The sequence below is a fragment of the Anaerocolumna sp. AGMB13025 genome (genome assembly GCF_029689925.1).
Lineage (GTDB): Bacteria > Bacillota > Clostridia > Lachnospirales > Lachnospiraceae > Anaerocolumna.
In genome coordinates, this window is sequence record NZ_CP121445.1 from 2161835 (window position 1) to 2187910 (window position 26076).

The 26076-nt window shown below is 48.6% G+C and carries 32 protein-coding genes; 30 read left to right on the top strand and 2 right to left on the bottom strand.

Features of this window, described 5'->3' with window-relative positions; translation table 11 throughout:
* Positions 1 to 14 precede the first annotated feature (14 nt).
* A complete protein-coding gene (locus tag QA584_RS08725; protein WP_278274133.1) occupies positions 15 to 323 on the bottom strand; it encodes a helix-turn-helix domain-containing protein in 309 nt (102 codons plus the stop codon).
* A gap of 141 nt (positions 324 to 464) precedes the next feature.
* Between QA584_RS08725 and QA584_RS08730 the strand changes: the two genes are divergently transcribed.
* The 28 genes from QA584_RS08730 (at position 465) to QA584_RS08865 (ending at position 23772) form a co-directional block, all read left to right on the top strand.
* A complete protein-coding gene (locus tag QA584_RS08730; RefSeq protein ID WP_278274134.1) occupies positions 465 to 1313 on the top strand; it encodes a hypothetical protein in 849 nt (282 codons plus the stop codon).
* Between the two features lie 12 nt (positions 1314 to 1325).
* Complete coding sequence (locus QA584_RS08735) at positions 1326 to 1775, top strand: hypothetical protein (protein WP_278274135.1); 450 nt, start codon at positions 1326 to 1328, stop codon at positions 1773 to 1775.
* Between the two features lie 77 nt (positions 1776 to 1852).
* Positions 1853 to 2530 (top strand): DUF7768 domain-containing protein, encoded by a 678-nt coding sequence (locus tag QA584_RS08740; RefSeq protein WP_278275130.1) that lies wholly within the window; start codon positions 1853 to 1855, stop codon positions 2528 to 2530.
* Entirely contained in the window at positions 2527 to 4788 is a 2262-nt protein-coding gene (locus tag QA584_RS08745) for a VirD4-like conjugal transfer protein, CD1115 family (protein WP_278274136.1), read from the top strand. The genes QA584_RS08740 and QA584_RS08745 overlap by 4 nt, the downstream gene beginning before the upstream one ends.
* On the top strand, positions 4778 to 5140 hold the full coding sequence (locus tag QA584_RS08750) for an Mbov_0395 family pilin-like conjugal transfer protein (protein ID WP_334306026.1): 363 nt from the start codon (positions 4778 to 4780) through the stop codon (positions 5138 to 5140). Before QA584_RS08745 ends, QA584_RS08750 begins: the two co-directional genes overlap by 11 nt.
* Before the next feature lie 170 nt (positions 5141 to 5310).
* Positions 5311 to 5514, top strand: coding sequence for a DUF6133 family protein (locus QA584_RS08755; RefSeq protein WP_278275132.1), 204 nt, complete (start codon positions 5311 to 5313; stop codon positions 5512 to 5514).
* Between the two features lie 82 nt (positions 5515 to 5596).
* On the top strand, positions 5597 to 5875 hold the full coding sequence (locus tag QA584_RS08760; RefSeq protein ID WP_278274137.1) for a SpoVG family protein: 279 nt from the start codon (positions 5597 to 5599) through the stop codon (positions 5873 to 5875).
* A 57-nt stretch (positions 5876 to 5932) separates the two neighbouring features.
* Entirely contained in the window at positions 5933 to 6775 is an 843-nt protein-coding gene (locus QA584_RS08765) for a conjugal transfer protein TrbL family protein (RefSeq protein ID WP_278274138.1), read from the top strand.
* 16 nt (positions 6776 to 6791) lie between these two features.
* Complete coding sequence (locus QA584_RS08770; protein WP_278274139.1) at positions 6792 to 7004, top strand: mercury transporter; 213 nt, start codon at positions 6792 to 6794, stop codon at positions 7002 to 7004.
* Positions 7005 to 7141: 137 nt separating this feature from the next.
* Positions 7142 to 7603: a hypothetical protein gene (locus QA584_RS08775; protein WP_278274140.1), complete on the top strand. Its 462-nt coding sequence runs from the start codon at positions 7142 to 7144 to the stop codon at positions 7601 to 7603.
* Between the two features lie 87 nt (positions 7604 to 7690).
* Positions 7691 to 8014, top strand: coding sequence for a hypothetical protein (locus tag QA584_RS08780; RefSeq protein ID WP_278274141.1), 324 nt, complete (start codon positions 7691 to 7693; stop codon positions 8012 to 8014).
* A gap of 14 nt (positions 8015 to 8028) precedes the next feature.
* Positions 8029 to 9729, top strand: coding sequence for a DNA cytosine methyltransferase (gene dcm / locus QA584_RS08785; RefSeq protein WP_278274142.1), 1701 nt, complete (start codon positions 8029 to 8031; stop codon positions 9727 to 9729).
* Positions 9726 to 10301 (top strand): MT-A70 family methyltransferase, encoded by a 576-nt coding sequence (locus tag QA584_RS08790; protein ID WP_334306018.1) that lies wholly within the window; start codon positions 9726 to 9728, stop codon positions 10299 to 10301. Before dcm ends, QA584_RS08790 begins: the two co-directional genes overlap by 4 nt.
* A 1-nt stretch (position 10302) precedes the next feature.
* Positions 10303 to 10905, top strand: a complete 603-nt coding sequence (locus QA584_RS08795) for a prepilin peptidase (protein WP_278274144.1) — start codon at positions 10303 to 10305, stop codon at positions 10903 to 10905.
* Positions 10906 to 10928: 23 nt separating this feature from the next.
* Complete coding sequence (cpaB, locus tag QA584_RS08800; RefSeq protein WP_278274145.1) at positions 10929 to 11780, top strand: Flp pilus assembly protein CpaB; 852 nt, start codon at positions 10929 to 10931, stop codon at positions 11778 to 11780.
* 18 nt (positions 11781 to 11798) lie between these two features.
* Complete coding sequence (locus QA584_RS08805) at positions 11799 to 12659, top strand: zeta toxin family protein (protein WP_278274146.1); 861 nt, start codon at positions 11799 to 11801, stop codon at positions 12657 to 12659.
* A complete protein-coding gene (locus QA584_RS08810; protein ID WP_278274147.1) occupies positions 12659 to 13132 on the top strand; it encodes an XF1762 family protein in 474 nt (157 codons plus the stop codon). The genes QA584_RS08805 and QA584_RS08810 overlap by 1 nt, the downstream gene beginning before the upstream one ends.
* Positions 13117 to 14472 carry an ATPase, T2SS/T4P/T4SS family gene (locus QA584_RS08815; protein WP_278274148.1) on the top strand — a complete coding sequence of 452 codons (1356 nt, stop codon included), beginning with the start codon at positions 13117 to 13119 and terminating at the stop codon, positions 14470 to 14472. The genes QA584_RS08810 and QA584_RS08815 overlap by 16 nt, the downstream gene beginning before the upstream one ends.
* Positions 14473 to 14487: 15 nt before the next feature.
* Entirely contained in the window at positions 14488 to 15357 is an 870-nt protein-coding gene (locus QA584_RS08820; RefSeq protein WP_278274149.1) for a hypothetical protein, read from the top strand.
* A gap of 4 nt (positions 15358 to 15361) precedes the next feature.
* Positions 15362 to 16294: a type II secretion system F family protein gene (locus QA584_RS08825; RefSeq protein ID WP_278274150.1), complete on the top strand. Its 933-nt coding sequence runs from the start codon at positions 15362 to 15364 to the stop codon at positions 16292 to 16294.
* Positions 16295 to 16308: 14 nt separating this feature from the next.
* The gene (locus tag QA584_RS08830) at positions 16309 to 17184 is read left to right on the top strand and encodes a secretion protein F (RefSeq protein WP_278275133.1); all 876 of its coding nucleotides are present in this window, start codon (positions 16309 to 16311) and stop codon (positions 17182 to 17184) included.
* 12 nt (positions 17185 to 17196) lie between these two features.
* On the top strand, positions 17197 to 17598 hold the full coding sequence (locus QA584_RS08835; protein ID WP_278274151.1) for a DUF4320 family protein: 402 nt from the start codon (positions 17197 to 17199) through the stop codon (positions 17596 to 17598).
* Between the two features lie 12 nt (positions 17599 to 17610).
* A complete protein-coding gene (locus QA584_RS08840) occupies positions 17611 to 18150 on the top strand; it encodes a hypothetical protein (RefSeq protein ID WP_278274152.1) in 540 nt (179 codons plus the stop codon).
* Positions 18151 to 18293: 143 nt separating this feature from the next.
* Positions 18294 to 18842 carry a DUF6550 family protein gene (locus tag QA584_RS08845; RefSeq protein WP_278274153.1) on the top strand — a complete coding sequence of 183 codons (549 nt, stop codon included), beginning with the start codon at positions 18294 to 18296 and terminating at the stop codon, positions 18840 to 18842.
* Positions 18843 to 18918: 76 nt separating this feature from the next.
* Entirely contained in the window at positions 18919 to 20598 is a 1680-nt protein-coding gene (locus tag QA584_RS08850; RefSeq protein ID WP_278274154.1) for a hypothetical protein, read from the top strand.
* An 8-nt stretch (positions 20599 to 20606) separates the two neighbouring features.
* Positions 20607 to 21251, top strand: coding sequence for a hypothetical protein (locus tag QA584_RS08855; protein ID WP_278274155.1), 645 nt, complete (start codon positions 20607 to 20609; stop codon positions 21249 to 21251).
* A complete protein-coding gene (locus QA584_RS08860) occupies positions 21252 to 21947 on the top strand; it encodes a hypothetical protein (protein WP_278274156.1) in 696 nt (231 codons plus the stop codon).
* Positions 21940 to 23772: a VirB4 family type IV secretion system protein gene (locus tag QA584_RS08865; protein ID WP_278274157.1), complete on the top strand. Its 1833-nt coding sequence runs from the start codon at positions 21940 to 21942 to the stop codon at positions 23770 to 23772. Before QA584_RS08860 ends, QA584_RS08865 begins: the two co-directional genes overlap by 8 nt.
* A 40-nt stretch (positions 23773 to 23812) precedes the next feature.
* On the opposite strand, the gene QA584_RS08870 is transcribed toward QA584_RS08865, so the two are convergent.
* The gene (locus QA584_RS08870; protein WP_278274158.1) at positions 23813 to 24064 is read right to left on the bottom strand and encodes a hypothetical protein; all 252 of its coding nucleotides are present in this window, start codon (positions 24062 to 24064) and stop codon (positions 23813 to 23815) included.
* A gap of 164 nt (positions 24065 to 24228) precedes the next feature.
* Between QA584_RS08870 and QA584_RS08875 the strand changes: the two genes are divergently transcribed.
* Positions 24229 to 25053: a C39 family peptidase gene (locus QA584_RS08875; RefSeq protein ID WP_278274159.1), complete on the top strand. Its 825-nt coding sequence runs from the start codon at positions 24229 to 24231 to the stop codon at positions 25051 to 25053.
* Positions 25054 to 25067: 14 nt separating this feature from the next.
* Complete coding sequence (locus QA584_RS08880) at positions 25068 to 26072, top strand: hypothetical protein (RefSeq protein WP_278274160.1); 1005 nt, start codon at positions 25068 to 25070, stop codon at positions 26070 to 26072.
* Positions 26073 to 26076 lie beyond the last annotated feature (4 nt).

The window sequence follows — 26076 nt, forward strand, 5'->3', positions numbered from 1 at the left end:
AAGGGCGGCAGTGGTTACTTGACCATCAGCTTTACCATGTGAAGCACCGCCGCGGCCTTTTCTTCGTTTAACACACGGTAATTTTCCACAAGCTCTCTTTCATCAGCGCTGGGATACATCACTTCACTACTGTCGTTGAAAAACTCCGCAAGTGTAGTGCCAAGACGGGTAAGCAGTTTTTCCAGTATCAAAACGGATGGCTGACTTTCCCCTTTTTCAACTCTGCGGATATAATTTTGCGATATATCAGTATCTTTAGAGAGCTTATAAACACTGATCTCCTTTTGTGTTCGGAGATTCTTAAACTTTTGTGGCAAATCCATTGTTATCCTCCTTCCTGTACTTCTATTATTATGGTGCATAACACAACAAAATATAAGACAACAATATTTGTTGATTATACGGATATATAGTTGTATTATGTACAGGTAAGACCCTATTCTTAAAGATTGGAGAGTGATATTATGAACCACCCAAGCGGAGAAACGATTTGGGGAAACATCAACACCGCCGTTGAAATCGCCATGAACATTTACCTGATTGCTGCCAAAGATGAAAACGGCTTTGAGCGTGAGGGCATTATGGTTCCAAAGTCCAAGGCAAAAGAAGTCCTTTCAGAGAAAGCCATTTCCATGGCGGAGCAGGACGGTGACTGGCTTTGCTATGGTGAAGATACCAAGGACATCCCTATGTATGAAATGCTTCAGCGCCGTGTTGCCGCCTGCAAGCGTATGGAAACCAAGGCCATTGAAATGATGCAGGAAATTAGACGGGACGGCAGCCTGCGCCTTACGGATTATTTCGGAGAGTGCGCCCCGCCCGTCCCCTTTGAAGCAGAAAAAAGCAGCCCGGAACAGCTTAACCGGGTACGCAACGGCATTTATTTTGTCCATTCGGAGGGTGAGGACTATTTTGCCGTATATGAGTCGGTAGCCGATAATTTCATGTCGGATATAGCCGAAGGGTTTGGAAGAAAGCAGGGAGAATACCTGTTTTATGACCTGACCACTGCCGCCGTTCCGCTCTTTGAATTGCGCCAAATCTATGATGAGGTTGAGGATTTAATCGTATCGGAGGACAGTCTGCTTGCCACGCTGAATGAAAATTTTGGCGTCTACATTTCCTATTATAATGATCTGATGCAGGAGGAAGCAAAAATTCCTCCCGTGGAAGCTCCCATATGCTTTTTCCTGCAAAAGCAGCTTGACCGGGCGGCACAGGAACCGGATCACTCCGCTGATACCGAGATGCAAAGCAATCTGATTCCCCTTACTTTTGGTGAGGAAGCGGAGGATTTTGGATTTGAGCCTTAAAGGAGATAGGACATGGTTAAAAAGAAGCTGAACAAAAAAGATTTGCTGTTAGCAGCAGGCGTATCGTTGATTTTAATCTGCTTTATCGTGGTAAGCCAGCAATACAATTCTCCCCAAAATGTAATCAAGCGTACATTGCTGGAACGCTATGATATTGTGAATGTGCCTGAAATTCAACTGCAGCATATGAAAAGGGATACCTATCGTCTGATCAATGCACCGGCTGATCCCGTTTCCGGTATCCCTTTGGAAAATTGGAGAATACTTTCCTTTGGAGTGTCAGGCATGGTTTACAGTGCTGTATCATTGGATGTACCGCTGGATAACGCAGAGAAATTAAACATAAGTATCCGGCTTACGGACGAGCAGAGGGAACGGCTTAACTTATTGGCAGAAATCGAAGGCATTTCCCTTGAAGAAGCCGCAAAAAACATACTCTTAGAAGAACTCAATAGCGAATGATGTATTATAAAAAGATGGGCGAGTACCGGGCAACTGGTATTCGCCCTTTCTTTCTTTGGAGGTGAGAACTTTTGAAAATGGTGTATATCGCAAGTCCCCTGCGTGGGAATTACAACACCAATATTAAAAACGCGGTGGAATATTGCCGCCTTGCCGGGGAAAGGGGCGTACTGCCCCTTGCGCCCCATATTATTTTCAGCCAATGGTGCAATGACACGGTTCCGCAGCAGCGTGAACAGGGCTTGCAGCTTGGCCTTGCCCTGCTTGAAAAATCCGACGAGCTTTGGATTATGGGTGAAAAAATCAGTGAAGGTATGCGGGGTGAAATCAGCTTTGCCATGGAACACGGTATTCCCGCCTACCATATCACAAACCCGCTTGAACCGGAGGCATATCCGGTCAGCGCCGATGAAAACCGGCTTCTTTCCAAGTTTGACTGTATCCCGGAAAGCAGTCGCAGAAATTATGAAAAACAGCTTGTAGTGCTTCGGCATGAAAATCTAAAGCCAGAGTTTCGGATACCCCGCAATCAGGTTTGGCTTGTTACCCACGATCCCGGCTGCCGACCGGGTTATATCCACAGCGATACCATCCATCTAAGGCATCCGGTGGACGGCGATTATATGGCGGTTGGCCGTGGTGATGTGTGGGGTGTTCCGAAATCTGAAATAATGGATTACATCAGACAGGCTTATCCCGAATTTGACGCCGCTATGCAGTCTGCCGCAGAACCTGACGGGGAGCTTTGCCGATGAAGAAAAAGGAAAAGCTTATATTAAGCGCCGTAATATTCGGTTTCGGCACGTTATTCAATCTATTTTTTACCGCTGCTCTGCATGGCTTGCTGTCGCGCCGGTATTCCACTCTTACTTTGGTTCCCCTATGGGACTGCATCGCAGGGCTTTTCACCCAGCGCCAGCAGTTCCTTTTGTTTTTGTCCTTTGAGGGTTTTATCTGCCTGTGCGGTGTGCTTTTTTGGGTACAGAACAACCGGCCTTATCAGAGTGAGCTTGTGCGGGTGGCCGAGGATATTTACACGCCTGCCCCCGTGGGGCAATTTCAGCATGGATCAGCCCGGTGGCTGCGGGATACTGAAAAAAACAAGGTTTTCGGCACACAGATAATCAGCCCACAAAACGAGCTGATCCGGGAGCTTTTGGACACCGGATATTCTGATCTGCCGTTTATGCAGAAGAAAAAGGACGTACAGGAGGACACCGGGCAAAGTACGGCGGTACAGGACCAAACCGCAGAACTGCCGCCCGTTGCCATAGAAAACCAAAAAAAGGAGGTTTTTGTTCAGGATGAAGATTTTGAAACGGTAGAGTATGACCTTTCGGCTGCCGGGATTACTAAACCGCCGCAGGAAGCGCCGGATTCTGTTTCGACGGAGCAGGGGGCGGAGGAAGAAAAGGCCGACCCCTATCAGCTATTTTCCGAGGGTGGGATTGTAATGGGAATGGACAGAATCGGCGGTAAGGAATTGGGAGAACCACCGGAACGGCTTTATTACATTTCGGACGATACCCATACCTTGACCATCGGCGCTACACGCTCTGGCAAGACCCGCTGCCTTGTTATTCAATCCATCTGTCTGCTGGGACTTGCCGCAGAGAGCCTTGTTATTAGCGATCCAAAGGCAGAACTGTTCCACTATACCTCGAAATTTCTGAAAAAGCTGGGCTATGAAGTGATCTGTCTGGATTTTAAGAATCCCGAAAAAAGTACCCGATACAATCTCCTTCAGCCTGTCATTGACGCTGTAAATGCCGGAAATATGGAACGGGCGGAAATGTATGCGTGGGATATTACCAATATTCTTGTCGGTGATGATGTGTCCAACGAAAAGATTTGGGAAAATGGTGAGAAATCCACCATAGCGGCAGCAATTCTCTGCGTGGTGGTGGATAACAAAAAGCGGCCGGAGTATCAGAATCTGACCAATGTGTATTGGTTTATCGCAGAAATGTCCAAGTCCGTGGGCGGTAAAACACCTATGAGTGAGTATATGAAGAAACTGCCAAGCTCCCATCCGGCACGGGCGCTTATGTCCATAGCCGAGGTCGCCCCCAGCCGTACCAAGGGCAGCTTTGACACCTCCGCCCTGACCACCCTGCGGCTCTTTACCAGCCGGTCCGTCTACTCCGTCACCCATAAGAGCGACTATAACATATCGGAGATCGGGCAGAAAAAGCAGGCACTATTCATGATTCTGCCCGATGAAAAAACCACCTATTATCCTATCGCCAGCCTGATGGTATCCCAGCTCTATGAGTTGTTGGTACGCCAGTCTGATCAGCGGGGCGGCAGGCTGGAACGCCGGGTCAACTTTGTTCTTGATGAATTCGGAAATTTTACGAAACTCACCGATTTTACCAATAAACTGACCGTGGCGGGCGGACGCGGGATGAGGTTTAATCTGTTCCTGCAAAGCTTTGAACAGCTTACCCAAAAGTACAATAAGGAAACAGCGGCTATTGTTAAATCCAACTGTCAGACATGGATTTATCTGCAAGCGGACGACAAAGAAACCTTGCAGGATGTGTGCGACAAGCTGGGCAAGTACACCACCAGCGCCTATCAGCTTTCCAGCCAGCACGGGCGGTATGTGAATCCATCCAGTTCCCACAGCATCAGCCTTGTGGCAAGGGAGCTTCTGACCACGGACGAAATCCGAAGGATACAGCGTCCATCGCAGATTGTTGTCAGCCGTTCCCATCCGGCTATGATGAATGCTCCCGATCTGTCACAGTGGTACTTTAACCGGATGTGCGGCTTGGGCGATAAAGAGCATAACCGTTTAGTACGGGAAACAAGAGAAGCGGCGCGCCCGGTAATCTCGGAGATGAAGGGCGATATTCCTCTGTGGAACATTTGGGTGTACTATGCCAAGGATTTGCAGCTTAAAGAAGCCCAACAGAAGTCACAGGCTTTCGCTTCGCAGATGGGCGCGATTTTTTCAGAAAAAGGCTTTCGGAAAGGAGGATCGAACAAGAGTGAAGATGTCGATTAAACATTTGGCTAAAAAATTGAAGGCCAAGACCAAGGCGGTGGGCGCAGGATTGCTCACCGCTTTTCTTATGCTTCAAAACAGCACGGTTGCCTACGCTGCCGGTGGTGGTATCGGCGGCAGTCAGATTGCCAAAGGTACGGAAAAGCTCATTCAGGACGCTACCACCTGGCTCATGGTGCTGGCTCCGGTCGTGGCGGGACTGCTTATCATTTATTTCTGCATCCGGCGTTCGGCAGCCGATGAAATGGATCAGAAGAAATGGAACAACCGCATTGTGGTTGCCATTGTATCCTGTATCGGGGCGGTGCTGGGCAGCGCCACCCTCAACATCATTATCGGCTACTATCAGTAAGCCGGAAAACCTTGTAGGAAGCCGCAGGAAATCCCTGCGGTTTTTCTGTTGCAATCAAAAATCCATGATAAAAAAGGAGAATTATTACTATGAAAAATCTGATGAACACCATCGTTTCCAAGGGACAGCGCATGGAGGGCAAGGCGAAAGCAGCCCTGATCCGCACACAAATGAAGCTCCAGCAGTTGAAAGCAAACACCAGCAGGGTTCTTTGCCAGCAGTCCGGGGAGGGCTTCGTTGACACGGCGCTGAAAATTTTGATTTCTGTTGTCGTAGGCGCTCTGCTACTTGCCGGTCTTTACATGCTTTTCAATGACACGATCCTGCCGACTCTGACTGAGCGTATCAAAAGCCTTTTCAACTATAAGGGCTAAATGGCAGAACCGGTCCGCCCCTTTCCATCAAACGAAAGGGGCGGGTATTTTATTTTCACCCAATATTTAAGGAGGAACCGACATGAAAGTAACAGCAAAAATTGTTGCCAATCTGACCGATAAGGGCAGGCTCAAGGCTGTTTCCACCGTTTGCTTAAACGGTGAGTTTCTGATTACCGGAGTCCGCATCGTGGACTGCGAAAAAGGGCTTGGCGTATTTATGCCCAGCCGTAGAATTAAGGCAGAGGAATACCGGGACATCTGCTTTCCAATCACCCCGGAGCTTCACCAGACCATTAAGGAAGTGGTGCTGGAAGCCTATCAAAACCAATCGGCCCCAGCAGCGGATGAAGCCGATTAAGCAGTATGGAGTATGCGCCCTGCGGGATCTCCCACAGGGCAGGGAGGTGAAAATTATTTGGAAATAATCCTTGTACTGCTTATCGTGGCAGTCTTGAACGGCGCGGTGGCATTCATTGATGAAATGCTTTCCGACCTCGTTCCTATGACCCTAAACGCAGACCAGTATATGATAGCAGCAGGCGGCGGCAGCATGGTATCTGTTTTGTTTGATATTCTGCTGGGCTTTGGCGTGTCGCTGATTATCCTGAAATTTTTGAAAAAAGGCTTTGAGTGCTATGTCATGTGGACGGACGGCGACCCGGATGTGGAGCCGACCCACCTTGTCATCCGCTTTATTCAGGCCATTGCCGTAGCGGTCTGCTTTCCGGTCATGTACGGCTGGCTTGCGGAGATTACCCAAAACCTGACGGATGAGCTGATGGCCGCCATTGGTGCCGCAACCAATTATGACTGGCAGGCGTGGGTCAACGGCATCAGCTCCCTTGGGCTGGTTACGGCCATATTCGGTTTGATTTTCGTAGTCTGCTACTTTGTGCTGTATTTCCAATTCCTGATGCGGGGCTTGGAGATTATGATTTTGCGTATCGGCCTGCCCCTTGCCTGTGTCGGCCTGTTGGATAACGATAAGGGCGTATTCAAGACCTATATCAATAAGTTTTTCCAGTCCACCCTTGCGGTGGTGGTACAGATATGCCTGTGCAAGCTGGGAGTCGGTATGATGATGAATATTGGCGTAAATATGAATATCTTTTGGGGAATCGCCTGTATCGTGCTTGCCATTAAAACGCCGCGTTTCCTTAGTGAATTCATGGTTCCCACAGGAGGCGGTGCGGGTGTTATCAACAACGTGTACCATTCCGTCCGGCTGGTTGGTATGGCAAAAGGCATGATCAAGTAAAGGCGGTGATGGCTAAGTGATAACCCTTGACGATATTTCCATGGCGGTCATTTCCCTTATCCGCTTGGGTGCGGTGTTTCGTTTCGTTCACTGCATGATTCGGCTTCATGGTGCCGAGGAAGAACAGGCACGGTATAAAAAGCGGGCGAAAAACACCGTGGTTTTCTATGTGATTGCCGAATGTATCTGGCAAATTAAAGAGATTATTTTTTACTATTACAATATATAAGTACAACTCATCTTTCGGCGAACAAAATATAACTTGACAAACAAATAAAAATTTGTATTGACAAAGACAATGTTGTGAGGTAGTATAAACATAGCAAACAAAAAATAATTTGTTCGTCAAAGGAGGAAGATTGAAGTATGTATAACTATATTGTGAAACTAGAAATTGCAAATGACAAAAAAAGAGAGGAGTTTGATTTAAGAACTATCAAATTAGAAATCCAGAAAGCAATCGACAAGTACCATGCGTTGAAAACAGTCCGCAACAAAAAAAGTCTAACATTTAGCGTGGAGCAGAAGATTCTCGAAATAAAAATTGAGTCCCCAGTACAACTTGATGTTCCTAGTAAAGCGTTGGCAAAATTCACACGACTGTTACTCGAACTATCACCTGCTCTTGCAGGCACAATTAACAATGGGCGTGTATTTCAGTCAGTGCAAACAAGCATTCCTCCCAGCGATATAGATCGAATATCGTCATGTGATACGTTAAAAAAGATAATTGATTTATTCTGTGGGGAATTGCAAACAAACGCAAACATGGAATTACAACGGAAGATTAAAGCCTTGCTTTTTAATGTCGAAGAAGTGGTAGACTAAGTTATACCCTCACAGCACTCTCAAAGTATTTTTGACTTTGAGGGTGCTGTTTTTACAAATGAATTTTTCATGAAGGAGGTTCTCTATGTGTTAAACGAAATCAATCTATATATACCCACCGGAGTCAAGGCAGAAAATGAACTGTTTAACGGCTTTGGCAAACGAGAGCTTATGCAAAGTGCAATCGGCTCTCTGTTCGGCGACGCTGTGGCGGCTATTTTATGGCTGATTGCGGGGAATGTTGCGCTGACCGTAGTGGCAGTCCTGTCCGGGATTTTCGGTTCCGTAATGATGTGTACAAAAGACCAGAACAATCAAAGCGTGGTAGACCAAATCCGGGATATGATCCGGTTTTGGCGCAGCCAGCAGATTTACCCCTACCGTATGCAGGATGAATGGGGTATAAAGTAAAGGAGGATTTTTACTTGACATTTCTTGACCTTTTTGCAGGAATCGGCGGATTCCGTAGAGGTCTCGAAAGAAGCGGACATACCTGTGTGGGGCATGTCGAAATTGATAAGTACGCAAATATGAGCTATATGGCAATGTATGAGCTTGCACCTTGCCCCTATGGGAATGGTGCAGGCTCTAATTCATTTATGATGTGCAAACCGGAGGTGAGGAAAAACTGTGACGGAAAAAACTGCAAGGGCGAATGGTACGCCAGAGACATTAAGCAAATTCGGGCAGGAGAAATACCAAAGGCTGAAATCTGGACTTTTGGCTTCCCATGTACCGACATCTCTATCTCAAACAATAAGCAGCTCGGACTTGACGGGGCCAGAAGTGGACTCTTTTTTACGGTTGCTGGCCTGCTCAAAAGCACGAGTCCCGAAAATCGACCCAAGCGGCTTATCGTTGAGAACGTTAAGCATTTGCTGTCAATTAAGAGAGGCGGGAATTTTACCGCCGTTCTCTCTGAGCTATGGGAAGCTGGGTATGACTGTGAGTGGCAGGCCGTCAATTCAAAAAATCACGGAGTTCCCCAGCACCGGGAACGAGTGTACATTATTGGACATTTTGGAGGAATCCGTGGACGAAAAGTATTTCCTCTCGGCGGAGCAAACCCTGCGGCTGTTAGACAAATCATAGACGGCTCACAGGGAAACCGGGTCTATGACCCCAGCGGTGTGTCTGTCACCATGGTAGCCGAAGCCGGAGGCTTTGGCGGTAGGACAGGACTGTATGCCGTATCGGTAAACCGAAAGGATGGGCTGACCGGAAGAATCGAACACGCTCATACCTTGACCGCCAGTGATTTCCGGGGGTTGAACCGTAATCAGGATCAGAATGCCGTGCTTTCAGAAATTACGCACTGTGAGGCATTCACCGACTTGAGCCAGAATACTGGGCAGAACACTCATAAAGGAATTGTCTGTGTGGGCAATATGAATCCCAGCGGTAATGGTATGAATGGAAATGTGTACAGCGTGCAGGGGCTTTCACCGACGCTTACCACCAATAAAGGCGAAGGAATAAAGCTTACGGTTCCCACACAGGTTCCATCCTGCGCGGCCTTTATTGACTTAAATAGGAGTACGGAGCTGACGGAAAATGCCCGCTGTCTAAAGGCAAGGTATCATTCGGGCATTGGCAATCACCGGGGGGAAACCTCCGGTGTTTTTCTTTGCCAGGGACACCCGGACTGTGTACGGGCGGTCATTACCCCGAACAGGGAGAACAAGCGGCAGAATGGCAGGAGGATTAAGGAGCCGGGCGAACCCAGCTTCACCCTAACCACGCAGGATACCCACGGTATTTTGCTGTGCTGCTATGATGGAGGGCTGCCTATCCGTGAAGCAAAAAAGGACGGTCACACCATGGCCTATCATGGGGACGGGATCAATCTTGCCTACCCAAACAGCACCGTGAGCCGGGGACGTGTGGGAAAGCAATGTGCCCAAACCCTGCTTACCAGTGGGAGCATGGGGGTTCTACTGTGTTGCCGTATCCGCAGGCTGACGCCGAGAGAGGCATGGCGGTTACAGGCATTCGAGGATTCTCTGTTCGACCGAGCCAAAGCGGCGGGAGTCAGTGACGCACAGCTCTACCGTCAAGCTGGAAATGCCGTGACTGTCAATATTGTCTATGAAATCGGGGTATGCCTGCCGGGTGGTTGCCTATGAGGTTTGGTGTCTTACACGTAGACCCTCCATGGGCATACAAGGTCTACTCCAAAAAGGGCGAAGGACGCAGCGCCGAAAACCATTACCATACCATGAGTGCCGAGGACATTTACAGCCTTGACATAGATGGGATTGCGGATAAGGACTGCGTATTGTTTTTATGGGTGACATTTCCCTGTCTGCTGGAGGGTTTGGAAGCGATCCGGCGCTGGGGCTTTGTTTATAAAACCCTTGGCTTCTGCTGGGTCAAACGCTGTAAAAAGCAGACGGATAAATGGTTTTGGGGACTTGGCTTTTGGACGAGAGCCAACCCGGAGCTATGCCTGATTGCAACGAAGGGCAGACCGAAACGGGTATCAAAGGCGGTACATTGCATCGTGGACACACCGGTAGAACGGCACAGCAAAAAGCCGGACGAAGTACGCCGCCGTATTGAACTGCTTATGGGGGAGATCCCCCGTGCGGAGCTGTTTGCACGGCGGCAATATGCCGGGTGGGTATGCCTTGGCAATGAAATCGACGGCCTTGATATTCGGGAGGCGATTGCGAAACTGAAAGAAACGGAGGGATGATATGACATTTGACGAACGCTTTTCCCTGCCTTTCATGAATTGGAACGCTGACTATATCAGTCCCTTTCTCGTCTGTGTATTATTTGCCCTTTTTACAGGCGGCCTTTGCGATATGGCACTGAATAGGCTGATAAAACAGGAAAAAATACCGAAAACCGCCGTTTACAGCATGACTGTGACGGCGGTTTTTCTTGCAGTATACGGCTTTACCCCCTTGGCGCTTCGCTGTATCCTGCTATGCGAAGTGCTGATTGTCGCAGGAGCGATTGACCTTGCAACCTATGAAATCCCGGACTGCCTGCACTTGTTTATTGCTATGGCGGGGCTGATTCACTTTCAGCCCCTGCCTGCGTTTTTGGGTTTTCTGCTTGTCCCTCTGTCTTTCTTGATCGCTGCCCTGAAAACGGAGAAAATCGGCGGCGGGGATGTAAAGCTCATGGCGGCCAGCGGCTTTGCCCTTGGTGTGACAGGTGGCATCTGGATGATGATATGGGGGCTTGCGGCTGCATTGCTTTGGAACCGGGCTTACCGCCGGGGACAAAAAAGTCTGCCCCTCGCGCCTTTTCTTGCCTTTGGGTGCTTTATGGCGCTTATGCCAACTTAAAACTGAAATGGAGGAAAATGAAAATGAAAAATCTACTGAAAAACCGAATTGTCGTGGGGCTTCTGTGCATCATCACGGCCCTTATCATCTGCTTTGGGCTGACTCCCATGTTTAACGATGCCCTGAAATCCAAGGTGGAGCTGGTGCGTGTCAGCAGTGAAATCAAAAAAGGCGATCAGATCACCACAGGCATGATTACCACCGTGGAAACAGGCGGCTACAATCTGCCCTCTGATGTGGTGTACAAAGCCGAGGATGTGGTTGGCAAGTATGCCAATGCAGACCTTTACAAAGGGGACTATATTTTGAAAAGCAAACTCTCGGATACTCCCCAACTGAAAAATGAGTATTTAAGTAAACTCAACGGCGAGAACAGAGCCATCTCCGTTACCATCAAAAGCTTTGCCGCTGGACTTTCCGGCAAGCTGGAGCGCGGTGACATTGTTTCCCTGATTGCCAGTGACGTAGGGGAAATGCTCGAAACGATGATTCCTGATGAGCTTCAGTACGTTGAGATTATCGCAACCACGGACAGCAGCGGCAATGATAGCAATACACAGGATCAGCCCAAAGACAGCGAGGACACGGAACTTGCCAGTACCATTACCGTGCTTGCCACCCCTGAACAGGCAACACTTCTTGCGGAGCTGGAGCAGACCGGTAAGCTCCACGCAGCCCTTGTTTACCGTGGCGGCTCGGAAAATGCGCAGAAGTTCTTGGATGAACAGACCAAGGTGCTGGAGGCGCTTTATCCTGTAAAAAGCAAGGGGCGTGAGCTTGAAAGTGAAAATGACAACAGCGCTGCGGCACCGGCTGCCGATGGTTCTTCCGTGGACGAAACGGAAGGCAGTGCTGCCCCAGCCGTACAGGACTGAGAAACGGAGGCTGAATATATGGATCAAGATAAGGTAATTGCCATCATGGGCAGTCCGGGCAGCGGGAAAACCACCGCTGCCCTTAAACTTGCCCTGACGCTTTCGATGGCAAAAAAGAATGTGATTGTGGTATTCTGCGATCCGTTTACACCGGTCATTCCCACAGTTTTACCGGCAGATAGTAAGCAGGACACTTCGCTGGGAAGCCTTTTGACCGCCCCGGCATTGACACAGGCGGCTATTCTGAATGCCTGTGTGCCAACGGAAAAAAGTGAATTCATCAGTTTCTTAGGGTATCAGGCTGGAGAAAGCCTGATGATGTATCCGCAGATCACACGGGACAAGGCGGTGGAGCTTTTTGTGCTGCTCCGTTATCTGGCTGACTACATCATTATTGACTGTACCGCCTATATTGAGGCTGACCCTGCCTCCATTGTGGCAATCGAGCTTGCGGACAGGGTTTTACGGCTGGGAACCGCCAACCTAAAGAGCGTATCTTATTATCTGACCCACAATCCCATGCTGGCGGACAGCCGTTTCCGCAAGGATACCCATCAAACTGTGATCGGAAATCTGAAAGCTGGACAGGATTGGGAGTCCGTATCTCAGCAGTTAGGCGGTACGGAATTTGTGCTGCCCTATGCGCCAGAGCTGGAACAGCAGTATGACGAGCTGACCCTGCTGACACAGCTGGTCCAGCCGGAAAGTACAGGATACACAGCGGGGATTGAAAAGCTTTTAGGGATACAATCGGTCAAATCTAAGGTGAAGCCAGTCCCTCCCGCTGCTGCGGATACAGCCGGAGCAAAGCAAAAAGAAAAAGCGAAAGGAAAACCGGCCTTTCGACTGCCCTTTGCCAAAAACCGGGGGGGATTTTGATGCTTTCCACCGGATACATAGAGCTAAAGGCTGCCAATGCCTATGTGATGGAACACCATCGACACCATAAAGCCGTAAGAGGACACCGCTTTTCTCTTGCCTGCTATGAAAATGGCAGGCTCTGCGGTGTTGCTATCGTTGGCAGACCTCGATCACGTCGTATTGACCAGCACATGACCGTGGAAGTCCTGCGGCTCTGTACGGATGGCACAAAGAATGCCTGCTCCAAGCTGTACGGAGCTTGCCGCCGTGCAGCAGTAGCGTTGGGCTATGACAGGCTCATCACTTACATTTTAGATGGAGAAAACGGAAAAAGCCTTTTGGCAAGCGGTTTCTCCTACTGCTATACCAATAAAGGCGGGAGCCGGAACCAACCGGGCAGACCGAGAATCGACAAGGCTCCGGTCTGCCCGAAACATTTATATGAAATCATTTTGAATCGAAGGGAGGACATAAATTGCAGAATGTCTTAGATATTCATAACAATGTAGGGCTGATGGGCGGCGAAATCCGGCTGCGCCCTTTTGCAGAGGTCTTAAAAGAAGTACAGGAGTATATCAGCAAAAACTATGCCGGAACCTTAAAGGACGATCCCGACCAAAGCCGTGCGCTGATTCACAGCTATATCCGAAAATATCTTGAGGAACAACGAATCGGTGTGGACGGCACGGAACCGGATGAGCTGGCAGAGCTTCTTTATGGGGAAATGACCGGCTTTTCTTTTCTCTCTAAGTACCTTTATCGTGACGATGTAGAGGAAGTGAATATCAACCAATGGGATGATGTAAAGGTCATTTATTCTAACGGTGAGGTTCTTCCTACCAAAGAGTGCTTTACCTCTCCCCAGCACGCCCTTGATGTCATCAAGCGTATGCTGCACAAATCCGGTATGATACTGGATAATGCCAAACCCTATGTGATCGGCCATTTGTCCAACAAAATCCGTATTACAGCCACCTCTCCGGGTATTGTGGATGAGGAAAAAGGACTTTCCGTATCCATCCGTATTGTCAACCCACGCAAGCTCAAAAAAGAGGAATTTGTTGCTTACGGCACAGCCACCACCGAAATGCTGGATATGCTTTCGGTGTTTTTTTATTACGGTGTTTCCATGTGCATGACCGGGGCAACTTCCTCCGGTAAAACCACGTTGATGAGCTGGATTCTGGATCAGATACCCAACGACAAGCGACTGATTACCATTGAAAAGGGCTGCCGTGAGTTTGACAGCGTGAAGCGTGACGAGCTGGGCAGGGTCCTCAATAACGTCATTCACTTTATCACCAAGGAATCAGACGACCCCAAACAGGTGGTATCCATGGTGAAGCTCTTGGAGCTTGCCCTTACCATGCACCCGGACTTTCTGGTTGTTGCGGAAATGAAAAGCGAGGAAAGCCTGCAAGCCATTAAAGCGGCAAACACCGGCCATACCTCCCTGACCACCATCCATGCCAACGGCTGCGAGGACACCTATTACCGTATGACGGCGCTGTGCAAGGAGAGCAGTTCCATGGATGATGCCACCCTGATGGGGCTTGCCACAAGGGGCTTCCCCGTGGTGGCCTTTGCCAAGAAGCTGGAGGACAACAGCCGCCGTCTGATGGAGATTGCCGAGTGCGTGGGTGTAAAAAGCGGAGCACCTATCATGCGTACCCTGTACCGCTTCAATATCACCGATACTCTCACAGAAAACGGAAAGCCCAAGATTATTGGACATTATGAAAAGGTTCACGAACCGTCTGAAAGTCTTTGCAAGCGACTCCGTGAAAACGGTATGCCGCTGAAATTGCAGCAGCGGCTTTTGAGCGCATAAAGGAGGTGCGTTTTTATGAGCATGGTAGCCTATAAAGAACCGTATCTGCTTCAAATCATGCTGGATGACGAGCCGATGAATCCCCGCACCGATTGGGATAACTTCGGCCATATGATTTGCTGGCACAGCCGGTATAATCTTGGAGATGAACACCACTTTGAAGATACCAATGATTTGCTGAAGGAATTGGTGCAAAACAGCGTTTCCCCGGATACGGTCATAGACTATGTGAAATCCGGCAAGGCGGCCCATGTCAAGCTGGAATATGACCGTTCTGCCGGAAGCTGGGAAATCCAAAGCTATGATACCCATTTTAAGAAATGGTATGATGAGGCTTCTTTTCCCGGCAAACTGGACGCAAACAGGCAGGAGATTTTTGAAAGTCTTGTGGACACCCTGCCTAATTCCGACCTCTACACGCTGGCGGCAGAAAAAAACATCATTCTGCCCCTAAACCTCTATGACCATTCCATGCTGCGTATGTCCGCCAGTTCCTTTCTCGGACGGGCGCAGCACGCTGAGTGGGATTCCGGTCAGGTTGGATGGATTTACGCCACACCGGAAGATATTGAAAAAGAGTACGGCAGCCTGACCCCTGAAAGCTATGAGAAAGCCGAAGCACTGCTGAAAAGTGAGGTGGAGTGCTATGACTATTACCTCTCCGGTCAATGCTACGGTTTTCGGTTGTATGAAAACGGCGAGGAAACCGATTGCTGCTGGGGGTTCCTTGGGAGCTTTTCAGACATAAAAACGGAGATTGCATCTTGGAGCCTGCCGGAGAGCCACCGGGATATGGTTGACCATCTGCATGAGGTTTCTGATACTGTAACTCGGTACAAGGACTATGAAGATTTAATGGAAGAATTAGAAGAAATGGAGGCTTAAAACATTGACAATACTTGTAACGCTTGCGTTTTTATTGGCGGTAATGGGCAGCTTTTTCCTGCTTTCGTTATCGCCCTTTACTTTTTTGGAGGGGCTGGCGGCCTATATCCGTCCGCAGAAAACCTCTATGAAAAGCAGAATTGAAAAAAGCCGGAAGAATAAGCAGCCCAAGGGACTAAAGCTGCTCTTTCTGGAAACCAAGGAGGTTCTGCGCATTACAGGCAAAAGCGGTATGTTTACTGCACTGTGTATTTTGTCCATGCTTTTGTTCGTAGTGGGCGCCATGATTGCCCTCACCATGAAAAACAATTATCTTGTTCCGGTACTGGCGGCTGGCTTGGCACTTTTGCCTTTTTATTATGTGAAGCTGACGGCAGGGCGGCATAAAAGGCAAATCAACACTGAACTGGAAACGGCGCTGTCCATCATCACCACCAGCTACCTGAGAGGAAAAAACACCATCATCCGTGCCATTGAGGAAAACCAGCCATACTTAAATCCCCCGGTGGCGGAAGTGTTCCGAAATTTCCTATTACAAGCCAAGCTCATCAACTCAAACACCAAGGAAGCCTTGACAGGGCTAAAGACCGGGATTGATAACGCAGTATTTCATGAATGGGTAGATGGGGTCATTGCGTGTCAGGACGATTATAACCTGAAAACCACCCTGACGCCCATTGTCGCCAAGCTGTCGGATATGCGGGTGGTATCGGCAGAGCTGGATTTGCTTTTGTTTGAGCCGGTCAAGGAATACATTACTATGGTCATTCTCCTGTTGGGGAGTATTCCACTCATGTATTTTTTGAACAAAGACTGGTATCAGACATTGATGTTCACTGAGTTTGGAAAGGTGCTGTTGGCAATCTGCGCTAGTGTGATTTTCCTGTCGGTGGCCGCTGTTGCGAAGCATACCCGTCCCATTGAATACAAGCGATAGGAGGTGTTTTGAAGATGCAGAATGTGATTTTACTGCTCTTTGCCCTGTTTTTCACAGCAGGGCTTTATCTGATTTCGGCGGAGCTTCTCAGCGTGCCGACCTATAAGGCAACCAAGGCGATCCTTAGTATCGGGAAACGGGAGAGAAAAAAGGCACGGGATTCCGACGCCTTTATCATGGAGCTGGCGGTAAAGCTCTCCAAGGTTCTGCCCATGGACGAGTATCGGAAGCGAAAACTGACCGCAGTTCTGAAATCCGCAGAAATCCCTATGACTGCCGAGGTATATGCGGCGCAGGCAATCGTAAAGGCCGGTCTGATTTTTACCTGTGTAATTCCTTGCCTGCTGATTGCTCCCATACTGTTCCCGGCCTTTATCATCATAGGTATTGCGGTTTACTTTACGGAAAGCGGCAAGGCGGAAAAACTCATTACTGCAAGACGGCAGGAGATTGAGTACGAATTGCCCCGTTTTGCGGCAACACTGGTGCAGGAGCTAAAAGCCACCCGTGATGTCCTCTCTATTTTGGAGAACTATCAGAAAAATGCCGGGAAAGCCATGAAAAACGAGCTTGCCATTACCACCTCGGATATGCGTACCGGCAACTACGAGGGTGCGCTGACACGCTTTGAAGCCAGAGTGTCCAGCGCCATGCTCTCTGATGTGGTGCGTGGGCTGATTGGTGTTCTCCGCGGAGATGACGGAGTAACCTTCTTTCAAATGCTCTCTCACGATATGAAGCAATTAGAACTGCAACGTCTGAAAAGGCTGGCAATGGAACGGCCGCCTAAAATACGCAAATATTCCTTTCTGCTCCTTGGCTGTATGCTGCTCCTGTACATGGGCGTTATGGGGTATCAGATTCTCGGCGCCATGTCGGGAATGTTCTAAGGGGGTGCAGATATGCTCAAAAAATTACTGAAATCAAGACGCGGCGAGGGCTATATTGATGTTGCGATTGGCATCCTCTGCCTGCTGGTGGTGGTGGCTTTCGCCGTACAACTGTTTCCGGTGTTTACCTCAAAGCAACAGCTTGATATTTTCGCTACGGAAATCGTGCGGGAGGCTGAAATCAAAGGCAGCACCAGTGTGGATTCCCGGATTGCCCATATGCGTAAGCAGACCGGCCTTGACCCGGATATTCGCTGGGACTGTGATTATTACAGCGGAAAAAAGGTACAGCTAAACGGTGATATTGAGGTTTTGCTGACGGATACGGTGGACATTGGATTCTTCATCTTTGGTCCATTTCCCATTGAAATACTGGCCAAGGCAACGGGTAAATCCGAAGTCTACTATAAGTAAGGGGGGTGTAGTATGATACAATTGCGGAATATTTTGAAAGACCGGAAAGGACATTCCACGCCTCTTACCATTGTCCTGATCTTAGGGCTTCTGCTTCTGATCTGTGCGATCTCCGAGTTTTTCAGGCTTGGAATCATTGTACAGGGTGTGCGTGACGGACTCCAGCAGGCCGTGATTACCGTAGCGACCACCAATTATGACGAAACCTATAACGGGCTGCGTGAGGGCTACTCCGGTGGGTACGCTCTGTCCGGCGAAAGCTGGCAGGAAAACCTTGATTATGATGATGTGTATTACAGACTTGATAATCTGCTGGGAGCCGATGAGTCTGGGGGGTATCACATCAAAAAGGACAAAAGCGGTTATGAATACCGCCTATCCGGGCTTTCTGTGGATATTGTAAACGCACCTTTGACACCGGGAAGTACAGACGATAACTTTGAAGCGGATGCCCGCATTACCATTGAAATTCCTCTGTCGTTCGGATGGGATGCGCTCCCTCCGTTTACGATGGAGATACGCACAAGATCAGCCTATATGCCCAAGTTTTAGCAGACTGCGCTCCGTGTGAAATGTACTTTCACAAAATGTCTGGACGCGCAGGAAAATTCAGGATATAATTGAGTTGGGTAAATACAGCGAAATGGGTATATAGGGCTAAACCATTCATTTGCAATGAAAGTGAGGTCCGAGTTATGAAAAAGGATTATAGCACCAAGAAAAAAGCGGCAATCGCCGCATTATCTATTGTGGCAGTGTGCCTTGCCGGAGGACTGTTCTATTATATTGGCACTATGGGCGGACAGCCGCAGGAAACACCTGTCGAAAGTACGGCTCCTGTCGAATCACAGGTCGTTGTGCCGGAAATCAAGCCTGAAGCAACACCGAAAATCGCACAGACAGAAAGCAATACATCGGAGGCCGATCCGTCAAAAACTCCGGCAGAACCGTCGCAGGAAACCGCTGCGCCTGCTGGCACTGAAAACCCACAGAGCAAACTATCTGACGGAAAACCGAAATCACCGACAGAGGCTACACCGCCCTCTGACTCGCCTGCGGAAACAAATCAAGGTTCTGGAAACAGTTCTAACAGTACACAAGAGCAGACCCAGCCGCAGGGCGGAGAAAAACAGGACGGTAAAATTTATGTACCGGGATTTGGCTGGATTGACGATGAAGGCGGCGGTTCAGATGTGCATGAGGCACCGAATGCAGGAACCGGTGAGCCGGTTGGCGATATGTAAAAACAGAATAACTTAAACCGATGGGATACAGTCATTTACGGCTGTATCCCATTTCTTTATTCTCGGAGGTGATAAATTGAAAAAGCTGATCTATGCATTGCTTTTACTGGCAATGCTTTTTTCTTTGGCCGTGCCTGCTTATGCCGCCGATCCGAACATTGACGGCGGCGGTGGTGGAATGGGTCAGGGAACCGGGCAGAATTCATGGACGCCGGGGCGTGACGGAGTGCGGATTACGGTTGTCCGTGACAGTGACAATACGCCTGTATCAACCCCTATTGATTTTTCCAATGGTTCCAACAGCGATATGGCTGTACATTTTGGAAAGGTAAGCAAAATATCTTATCGCAACAGCACAGGACTTACTCCACATACAAGTAAATATGCTTGTTATCAGCCAAGTCAGGCTATGCCCCGTATTGTCAGTTCCAATGGAAGCAGCAATATTGCGGCTATCCGAAGCTACTTCTGCCGTGAGGGAACAATCCGGGATATTGCCAATGCTACAGGCTTGGGTTATGATACCCTGATAAACGGCAAGTATAAGATTTTATTGGAGCCGATAGCGTATTTTAAGTACAACAGCGTTATGTTTGCCATGACAGCCACCGAAGCGGCTTTGTACAACAAACAGGTTGGAAATGGCTTGCGCAGTAAGATGGTATCCTTGTCCCACAAAAATTTGCCCCTGTCTATGTTTTTAGAAACCCCTGATTTGGGATTTCCGGCATGGAGCGGTTCTACGACAAAAGCACAGAGTGACGAAACCATTATCACATACTTGGGTATGGGCGTTATCCGCTTCTCTGAACCTGACCCCGAACCGCCCAAGGAAAGCAAAGTGACCTATCGCACGGATACAGAGGTCATTACAGTCGTCACACTTACGACTGGCTCACAGAAAACACCGGATAATCCTGCATACGCAAGGTTTTTCATCAACGGAAAGACCTATTCCCATACGGATATTTACATCCCGGAGGACGGCTCCCAACTGGCATGGGTGAAGTGGCGGACACCCAAGGAGCCGGGACTTATTACGATTACCGTTACCAGCAACTGCTCTCTGAGCAGCAGTGAAATTGTAGCGGAGATTGTAGACCTTGATAAGAACCCGCCGCCCGACCCGCAGGCGAACGACCGCAATGATGGCTTTCGCATTCCGTCTGCACCGAATAAGCCAAACACTACAACCCTGACATGGGGAGAATGGGACTGCTGGTGGCATGAGCATTGGGTATGGCACAGCGGTGATGACGATGAGGATGGATATTGGGAGGATGAGGGCTGGTTTGAATATGCCTGGCTCTCTTATTCCGCAAGCCTGACCGCCAATCTGAGTACCAAGCCGGATGAGAAGGTGCCTACCGCTTCGGGGAAAACGATGAAAAGCGGGTATGGGTTGAACGCCAGCGTATCAGCGCAGGTTCGTTTCTCCGCTCCCAGCAGCCATATTACTGGAGTACAAAACGTAGTGGCGTACTTCCCGGAATTTAATTATTCGACTTACTGGAGATTATTAAAGCGGCTGAATACCGGCTATTCCAGTACCTTTGAGTTTCAGAAAAACAAGTACAGTACCTACGGCCAGCCCTGCCATTTTTCACCGGTGTGGTTCCCGGACGGACGGTACACAACTTATACGGAATGCCTTGATTCATGGACGCCTGCCGGGATGCTGCAAATCAATTTGACGGACGATTTGACAATTCGAGGGACGGTTTTTGATGACTGGCATATTCGCGCAGTGAAGTGAGGTGGCCTATGGGAAACCATGCCATTTATATTATACGAGAAAACGGAGAAAACAGCTTCTTTTCCGTGTATCACGGGGCAAATGCCCTGTCACCGCTATTATGGATGTTCCAGGCGCAAAAGCTTCAGGAAACAATGACCCGGTCGGAATCTGTCAGCCATATTTTTGAACATCTGGACTATGACGGTGCTTATCAAAATCCCCGGCTGGATGATGTGGATATGTTCTGCAACCGTATTCCTCCTGCTGAAATGGCTGAATACAACAAGGCTTACGCAGAACGCAGCGAGTTTGAAATGCGTATGGTATTTGACCTCGATCAGAACTGCTTTATGATGGAATACAACCCCAACTGCCCATGGTATCGCACCATGGGCAGTTTTTCCATTGACCTTGATGTGTGGCTGGATAACGTGCAAAAGCTTCTTGCCCATGCCGAGGAAAGAGGCATCCATGATTTTGGCAGGCTGATTGCCATTTATCAGCGCAGCACTGGTCTTGAGGATAAGCTGGAGTCTGCCCGTGGATATATGCGTTTTGAAGAATATCTGGATTCTCCGCAGGCGCAGGAGGATAGAGAGCGCTACTGGCGGATGTTTGGGCATCTGGAAGAATTAGACGAGGAAACCGCCGAAGAAATGGAGGAAAGATAAATGCAGGGACTTTTATTCCCGATTATTATGCTGACCGTCACCCTTGTGGGTGGCGGTCTTTTACTTTTGTTCTTGAAAACGGCTAAGAAACGGCCGGTGTCAGACGAAGCGACCATGGCCATGCAGACCGCACAGCAGTTTATCAATGTGCGGGATGTAAAAGACAAGTACCTGTACACCAAGGACGGATTGGTGTTGACTTATCTACGCGTTCACGCAATCAGCATTGACCTTTACAGCAGAGCGGAAAAAAACACCCTGATTAAGCAGCTTACCGCTGAGCTGTCCGATATTCAGTATCCGTTTAAGTTTATGGCAGTCAGCAGACCCGTGGACATTTCACCCCTTATATCCGATATGCAGGGAATGCTTAAAACCGCTGATGACAGGCGTAAAGAGCTTTTACGGCAAGAGATTTTGCAGATGAGCAGTTATGCGCTGTCCGGCGAAATCGTGGAGCGCCAATTCTATATTTCCATTTGGGAGAGGTATGAGGACGGTGCGGAAAAGGATTTACTGAAATGCGCATCCCTGCTGGCGGAGAAGTTCACCACAAATGGGATCGGCTGTGATGTGCTTGCGGAAAAGGAGATTGTGCGGCTTCTCAACCTCGTGAACAATCCCTCCTACACGCATTTAGAGGATACGGAATTTGAAGCCAGCATCCCAATGCTAAAGGAGGACATCTATGCCTAAAAAACAAACCGTGCAGGAAAGGAATATTACTAATTCTGCCCTGCTCAATGTCATTACCCCTATGGGGCTGGAGTTCACGAAAAACAGTCTTTCTGTGGGGGAAAATCTCGGTAAGATATATGGACTGATCCGCTATCCGCAAAAGGTGGAAACGGAATGGTTGTCTAAAATTACAAATATTCCGTCTACTATCGTATCCATTGGCTTTAAGCCGGTAGATAACGCAACACTGATTAATGCCATTTCCCGAAGTGTGGTTCAACAGCGTGGATTTGCCGAGGGCGCTAAAGACCCGTTGACCCGTCAGCGTGCGGAAAAAGCAGCCGAGGACGGCGAGAAAATCATCATGCAGATCGATCGTGAGGGTGAAACTGTAGGGCTTATGAATGTGTCGGTCATGCCCATTGCCAAGGATGACCGTAATTTCAAAAAGGTCTGCCGCCGTGCGGAAAGCATGATCAGCGTGCTAAAGTGCAAGATGAGGGTCATTCCTAATCTGCAAAAGGAGTGCTTTCAGCATATTTCTCCGTCCTTTCCGTCCAGTGGAAAGATAGAAAGCATCCTGCAAAAGATTGTTCCCCTGTCTACCTTTGTGGGTGGCTTTCCCTTTGCGAGTTCGGGCTTTAATGATGGCGAGGGCTACTACTTTGCACAGGACGCAAGCGGCAGTCTTGTCATTGTAGATATTTGGAAACGTGGAAGCGACCGCACCAACAGCAATTTCGTCATTATGGGCAATTCCGGTGTCGGCAAGTCCACCGCTATCAAACACATCATCATGTCGGAGTACATGAAAGGCACCAAAATCCTTGTGGCAGACCCGGAAAGTGAATACAAAGACCTTTGCTTTAACCTTGGCGGTGACTGGATCAACGCTGTGGGTGGGTCAAACGGCAGAATCAATCCTTTGCAGGTCCGGCCATCTCCCCGTGATGATGAGCTGGAAAAGGAAGCCGACCGGCTATACCGGGATGAAGGCTACGGCATGAACGACCTTGCCCTGCATATGAAAAATCTTGAAATCTTCTTCAGTCTATACATCCCCAGCCTTACTGATATGCAAAAAGCGGTCTTGAAGAAATGCCTTGTAGAGTTGTACCGAAAGTTGGGTATCACATGGGATACCAATATTGCCGCTTTGCGCCCAAAGGATTTTCCGATATTCTCTGATTTATACCAGCTTGTAAAAGAAAAGGCGGATACCGAACAGGACAGGCAGGCATATGCAGACCTTGCGTTGCTGCTATATGACATTGCCGAGGGTGCGGACAGCTTCATTTGGAACGGACACAGCACCATCACCAGTGATAGCCAGTTTATCTGCTTGGATACCAACGCTTTACAGGAAACCAGCGACAGTATCAAACGGACACAGTATTTTAATATCCTCACCTACTGCTGGGAGCAGATGAGCCGGAACCGGGAGGAACGGGTGCTGCTGATTTGCGACGAGGCTTATCTGATGATTGACCAAAAGGTGCCGCAGTCCCTTGTTTATCTCCGCAACGCTATGAAACGGGCAAGAAAGTATGAGGCGGCGTTGGGTATCATTTCTCACAGCGTCATTGACTTTCTTTCCGAAAGTATTAAGCAGTATGGGCAGGCGCTGCTTGATATTCCGTGTTATAAGCTCTTGATGGGAACAGACGGTCCAAACTTGAAGGAAACTGCCAAACTCTACGATTTGACGGAAGCGGAACAGGAGCTTTTACTTGCAAGAAAGCGCGGTCATGCCTTGTTTATGGTGGGCGCTAAGCGTCTGCATGTCAATTTTGAAATCCCCGATTACAAGCTTTTGTATATGGGAAAAGCGGGGGGAAGATAAAAGAAGATGGGGTGCAAATTTTGTATTTGCACCCCATCTTTTACGGAATTATCGCTGTGGATTCTATTGTGTTCTTCAATAATGTCCCGATATGGTCGGTCATGTCTTTGTCAGGGGTATCTAAATACAAGACATTCTCCTTTACATATAAATCTGCAAGGCGGTAAATCTCTCGTACGGACATTAAACAGCTTGCATCAAAATATTTAGCTACTTTTTCGCTTTCCAAATAGAACTTAATTATATAGCGAACACCATCTGTGATAGGATCAATTTTCAATATTTTAGCCATCAGTAAAACCTCGCTTTCTAATGTGATAATACAATTTTATCAATCCCAAATTAGATTGTAAATAGGAATAAAACATCTTCGTCAGAAATGCTGACAAATAAATTTTCAATTATATATTATAGAATTGTGTTGGTACAACTGCACAATCAGGAAAGGATAAGCTAATGGCAGTAGACCCGATTACAGCCAAATTACTGGCACATATAGCGGCGCAAGCCGCAACGGATGAGCAGGCGCGAAAACGTCTGCTCATTATTATTTTAGGCCCGGCAATTGCCTTGCTTTTGCTAATTGCCCTAATCCTTTATATACTGACCAGCCCGTTATCCATATTCGCAGAATGGGCAATGGGTGATGAACTGGCCGCCATCAAGGACTTGCAGATCAATTACGGTTATAACCAGAATATCGGTATTTATGAACAGGATTATATTGAGGGTAGTGGACAGAGCTATGAAGGAGTCGTATTCACGGACGGCGTTTTGGAGGTGGTTTATTATAACCAGCTTGATGAGCGCTGGGCGGACAAGATGTACGGCACTTCCGGCACCATCGGAGAGGGCGGTTGCGGTCCCACCGCCATGTCCATTGTCATATCCACCCTGACCGGAGAACCCCATGACCCCGTAGAGCTTTCCAATTGGTCTGTCGCCAATGGACACCGCTGTGAGGGGAACGGCTCCTATCACAGCCTGATACCGGCCGCAGCCGAGGGCTATGGATTATCCTGTGTGTGGGATTTGTCCGCACAGGACATTGTGGACGCGCTTTCTGGCGGCAAGCTGGTGGTTGCCATTATGAGCAAAGGACACTTTACCTCCTGCGGGCATTTTATTGTCCTGCGGGGTGTTACCAGCGAAGGAAAAATCCTTGTTGCTGATCCTGCCAGCCAGAAGCGCAGCCAGCAGGAGTGGGATCTGTCGCTGATTATGAATGAAGCCCGAAAAGGAGCTGCCGCAGGTGGTCCGTTCTGGGCGGTTTCAAACTGAATGGAGGCAAAAACATGATTTTATATCTTTCATCCACAGAGCATACAAACCTATTGGATTTTACCGGCTGGTATGATACAGACAGTGATACGCCCATCAAAAAGATGGTAGGCAGCTTTGTCCTCAAGCAGTTTATTGTTTATGATATGCGTAATTTTTCTCATGTGACCGAGGTTGTTCTGGATCGTATTGCCTTTGGGGACAGTGACGGTGAATTTGCCGAGGCCATCGAAGAATTTCTGACCATGTACAGCCCCCGGATCACGGTGATTTACGAGGGGGTGAAGCAAGATACCCCTTTGTTTCAGGCTCTTTTGAACAGCGGCGTGGGAAATATCGTCTGCGGAACAGAAATTGCCGCTATCCAGATTGAAATAACCGAATGCCTGAGTGAACAGGGCATGACGCGCTATCATCCCAAGGAGCGGGCAAAAAAAGCGGAGGGAATCAAGCACTGTCGGTTTGACTGCGAAAATATCCATATAGCCATTGTTTCCTCCCAACCGCGAATGGGAGCTACCACTATGGCAATCGGTCTTGCCTCTTGGCTTGCCGCTGTGGGGGCTTCTGTCTGTTATGTGGAGGAAAACGACAGTGGTATTTTGACCACCATGGCAGCCGATTATGATATGGAGCCGGAGGGTGACGGTTGGCGGCTGGATGGTGTGTACTACGGCAATTCCCCAATTACAACGCCCGTAAATTTTATCGTTTATGATATTGGATATACACAGAACCTGAACGAAACAGACAAAGCCGCCGATATGCTGCTGGCGGTCTGCGGCACAAAGCCCTATGAACTGCCCCGTTCTATGCTTTTGCTGAAAAGGCTGGAAATGATGGATACTACCGTGCTTTGCCCTTTTACCCACGAAAAGGTAAAAGGTGACTATGCCGCTATTTTGCAAAGCGATTTTCATAAAGTGTTGTTTTTGGAGTACCAGCCTGAACTTACGGATGGTATGAGCAATGCCAAGGCATTTAAAACGATGATGACAAAATATATCGCCGGGGCGTAATGCC

Excerpts from the sequence above, each read along its gene's own strand:
- QA584_RS08725 (WP_278274133.1), bottom strand. The coding sequence starts at position 323 with ATGGATTTGCCACAAAAGTTTAAGAATCTCCGAACACAAAAGGAGATC.
- QA584_RS08730 (WP_278274134.1), top strand. The coding sequence starts at position 465 with ATGAACCACCCAAGCGGAGAAACGATTTGGGGAAACATCAACACCGCC.
- QA584_RS08735 (WP_278274135.1), top strand. The coding sequence starts at position 1,326 with ATGGTTAAAAAGAAGCTGAACAAAAAAGATTTGCTGTTAGCAGCAGGC.
- QA584_RS08740 (WP_278275130.1), top strand. The coding sequence starts at position 1,853 with ATGGTGTATATCGCAAGTCCCCTGCGTGGGAATTACAACACCAATATT.
- QA584_RS08745 (WP_278274136.1), top strand. The coding sequence starts at position 2,527 with ATGAAGAAAAAGGAAAAGCTTATATTAAGCGCCGTAATATTCGGTTTC.
- QA584_RS08750 (WP_334306026.1), top strand. The coding sequence starts at position 4,778 with ATGTCGATTAAACATTTGGCTAAAAAATTGAAGGCCAAGACCAAGGCG.
- QA584_RS08755 (WP_278275132.1), top strand. The coding sequence starts at position 5,311 with ATGAAGCTCCAGCAGTTGAAAGCAAACACCAGCAGGGTTCTTTGCCAG.
- QA584_RS08760 (WP_278274137.1), top strand. The coding sequence starts at position 5,597 with ATGAAAGTAACAGCAAAAATTGTTGCCAATCTGACCGATAAGGGCAGG.
- QA584_RS08775 (WP_278274140.1), top strand. The coding sequence starts at position 7,142 with ATGTATAACTATATTGTGAAACTAGAAATTGCAAATGACAAAAAAAGA.
- QA584_RS08790 (WP_334306018.1), top strand. The coding sequence starts at position 9,726 with ATGAGGTTTGGTGTCTTACACGTAGACCCTCCATGGGCATACAAGGTC.
- QA584_RS08795 (WP_278274144.1), top strand. The coding sequence starts at position 10,303 with ATGACATTTGACGAACGCTTTTCCCTGCCTTTCATGAATTGGAACGCT.
- cpaB (WP_278274145.1), top strand. The coding sequence starts at position 10,929 with ATGAAAAATCTACTGAAAAACCGAATTGTCGTGGGGCTTCTGTGCATC.
- QA584_RS08805 (WP_278274146.1), top strand. The coding sequence starts at position 11,799 with ATGGATCAAGATAAGGTAATTGCCATCATGGGCAGTCCGGGCAGCGGG.
- QA584_RS08810 (WP_278274147.1), top strand. The coding sequence starts at position 12,659 with ATGCTTTCCACCGGATACATAGAGCTAAAGGCTGCCAATGCCTATGTG.
- QA584_RS08820 (WP_278274149.1), top strand. The coding sequence starts at position 14,488 with ATGAGCATGGTAGCCTATAAAGAACCGTATCTGCTTCAAATCATGCTG.
- QA584_RS08830 (WP_278275133.1), top strand. The coding sequence starts at position 16,309 with ATGCAGAATGTGATTTTACTGCTCTTTGCCCTGTTTTTCACAGCAGGG.
- QA584_RS08835 (WP_278274151.1), top strand. The coding sequence starts at position 17,197 with ATGCTCAAAAAATTACTGAAATCAAGACGCGGCGAGGGCTATATTGAT.
- QA584_RS08840 (WP_278274152.1), top strand. The coding sequence starts at position 17,611 with ATGATACAATTGCGGAATATTTTGAAAGACCGGAAAGGACATTCCACG.
- QA584_RS08845 (WP_278274153.1), top strand. The coding sequence starts at position 18,294 with ATGAAAAAGGATTATAGCACCAAGAAAAAAGCGGCAATCGCCGCATTA.
- QA584_RS08855 (WP_278274155.1), top strand. The coding sequence starts at position 20,607 with ATGGGAAACCATGCCATTTATATTATACGAGAAAACGGAGAAAACAGC.
- QA584_RS08860 (WP_278274156.1), top strand. The coding sequence starts at position 21,252 with ATGCAGGGACTTTTATTCCCGATTATTATGCTGACCGTCACCCTTGTG.
- QA584_RS08865 (WP_278274157.1), top strand. The coding sequence starts at position 21,940 with ATGCCTAAAAAACAAACCGTGCAGGAAAGGAATATTACTAATTCTGCC.
- QA584_RS08870 (WP_278274158.1), bottom strand. The coding sequence starts at position 24,064 with ATGGCTAAAATATTGAAAATTGATCCTATCACAGATGGTGTTCGCTAT.
- QA584_RS08875 (WP_278274159.1), top strand. The coding sequence starts at position 24,229 with ATGGCAGTAGACCCGATTACAGCCAAATTACTGGCACATATAGCGGCG.
- QA584_RS08880 (WP_278274160.1), top strand. The coding sequence starts at position 25,068 with ATGATTTTATATCTTTCATCCACAGAGCATACAAACCTATTGGATTTT.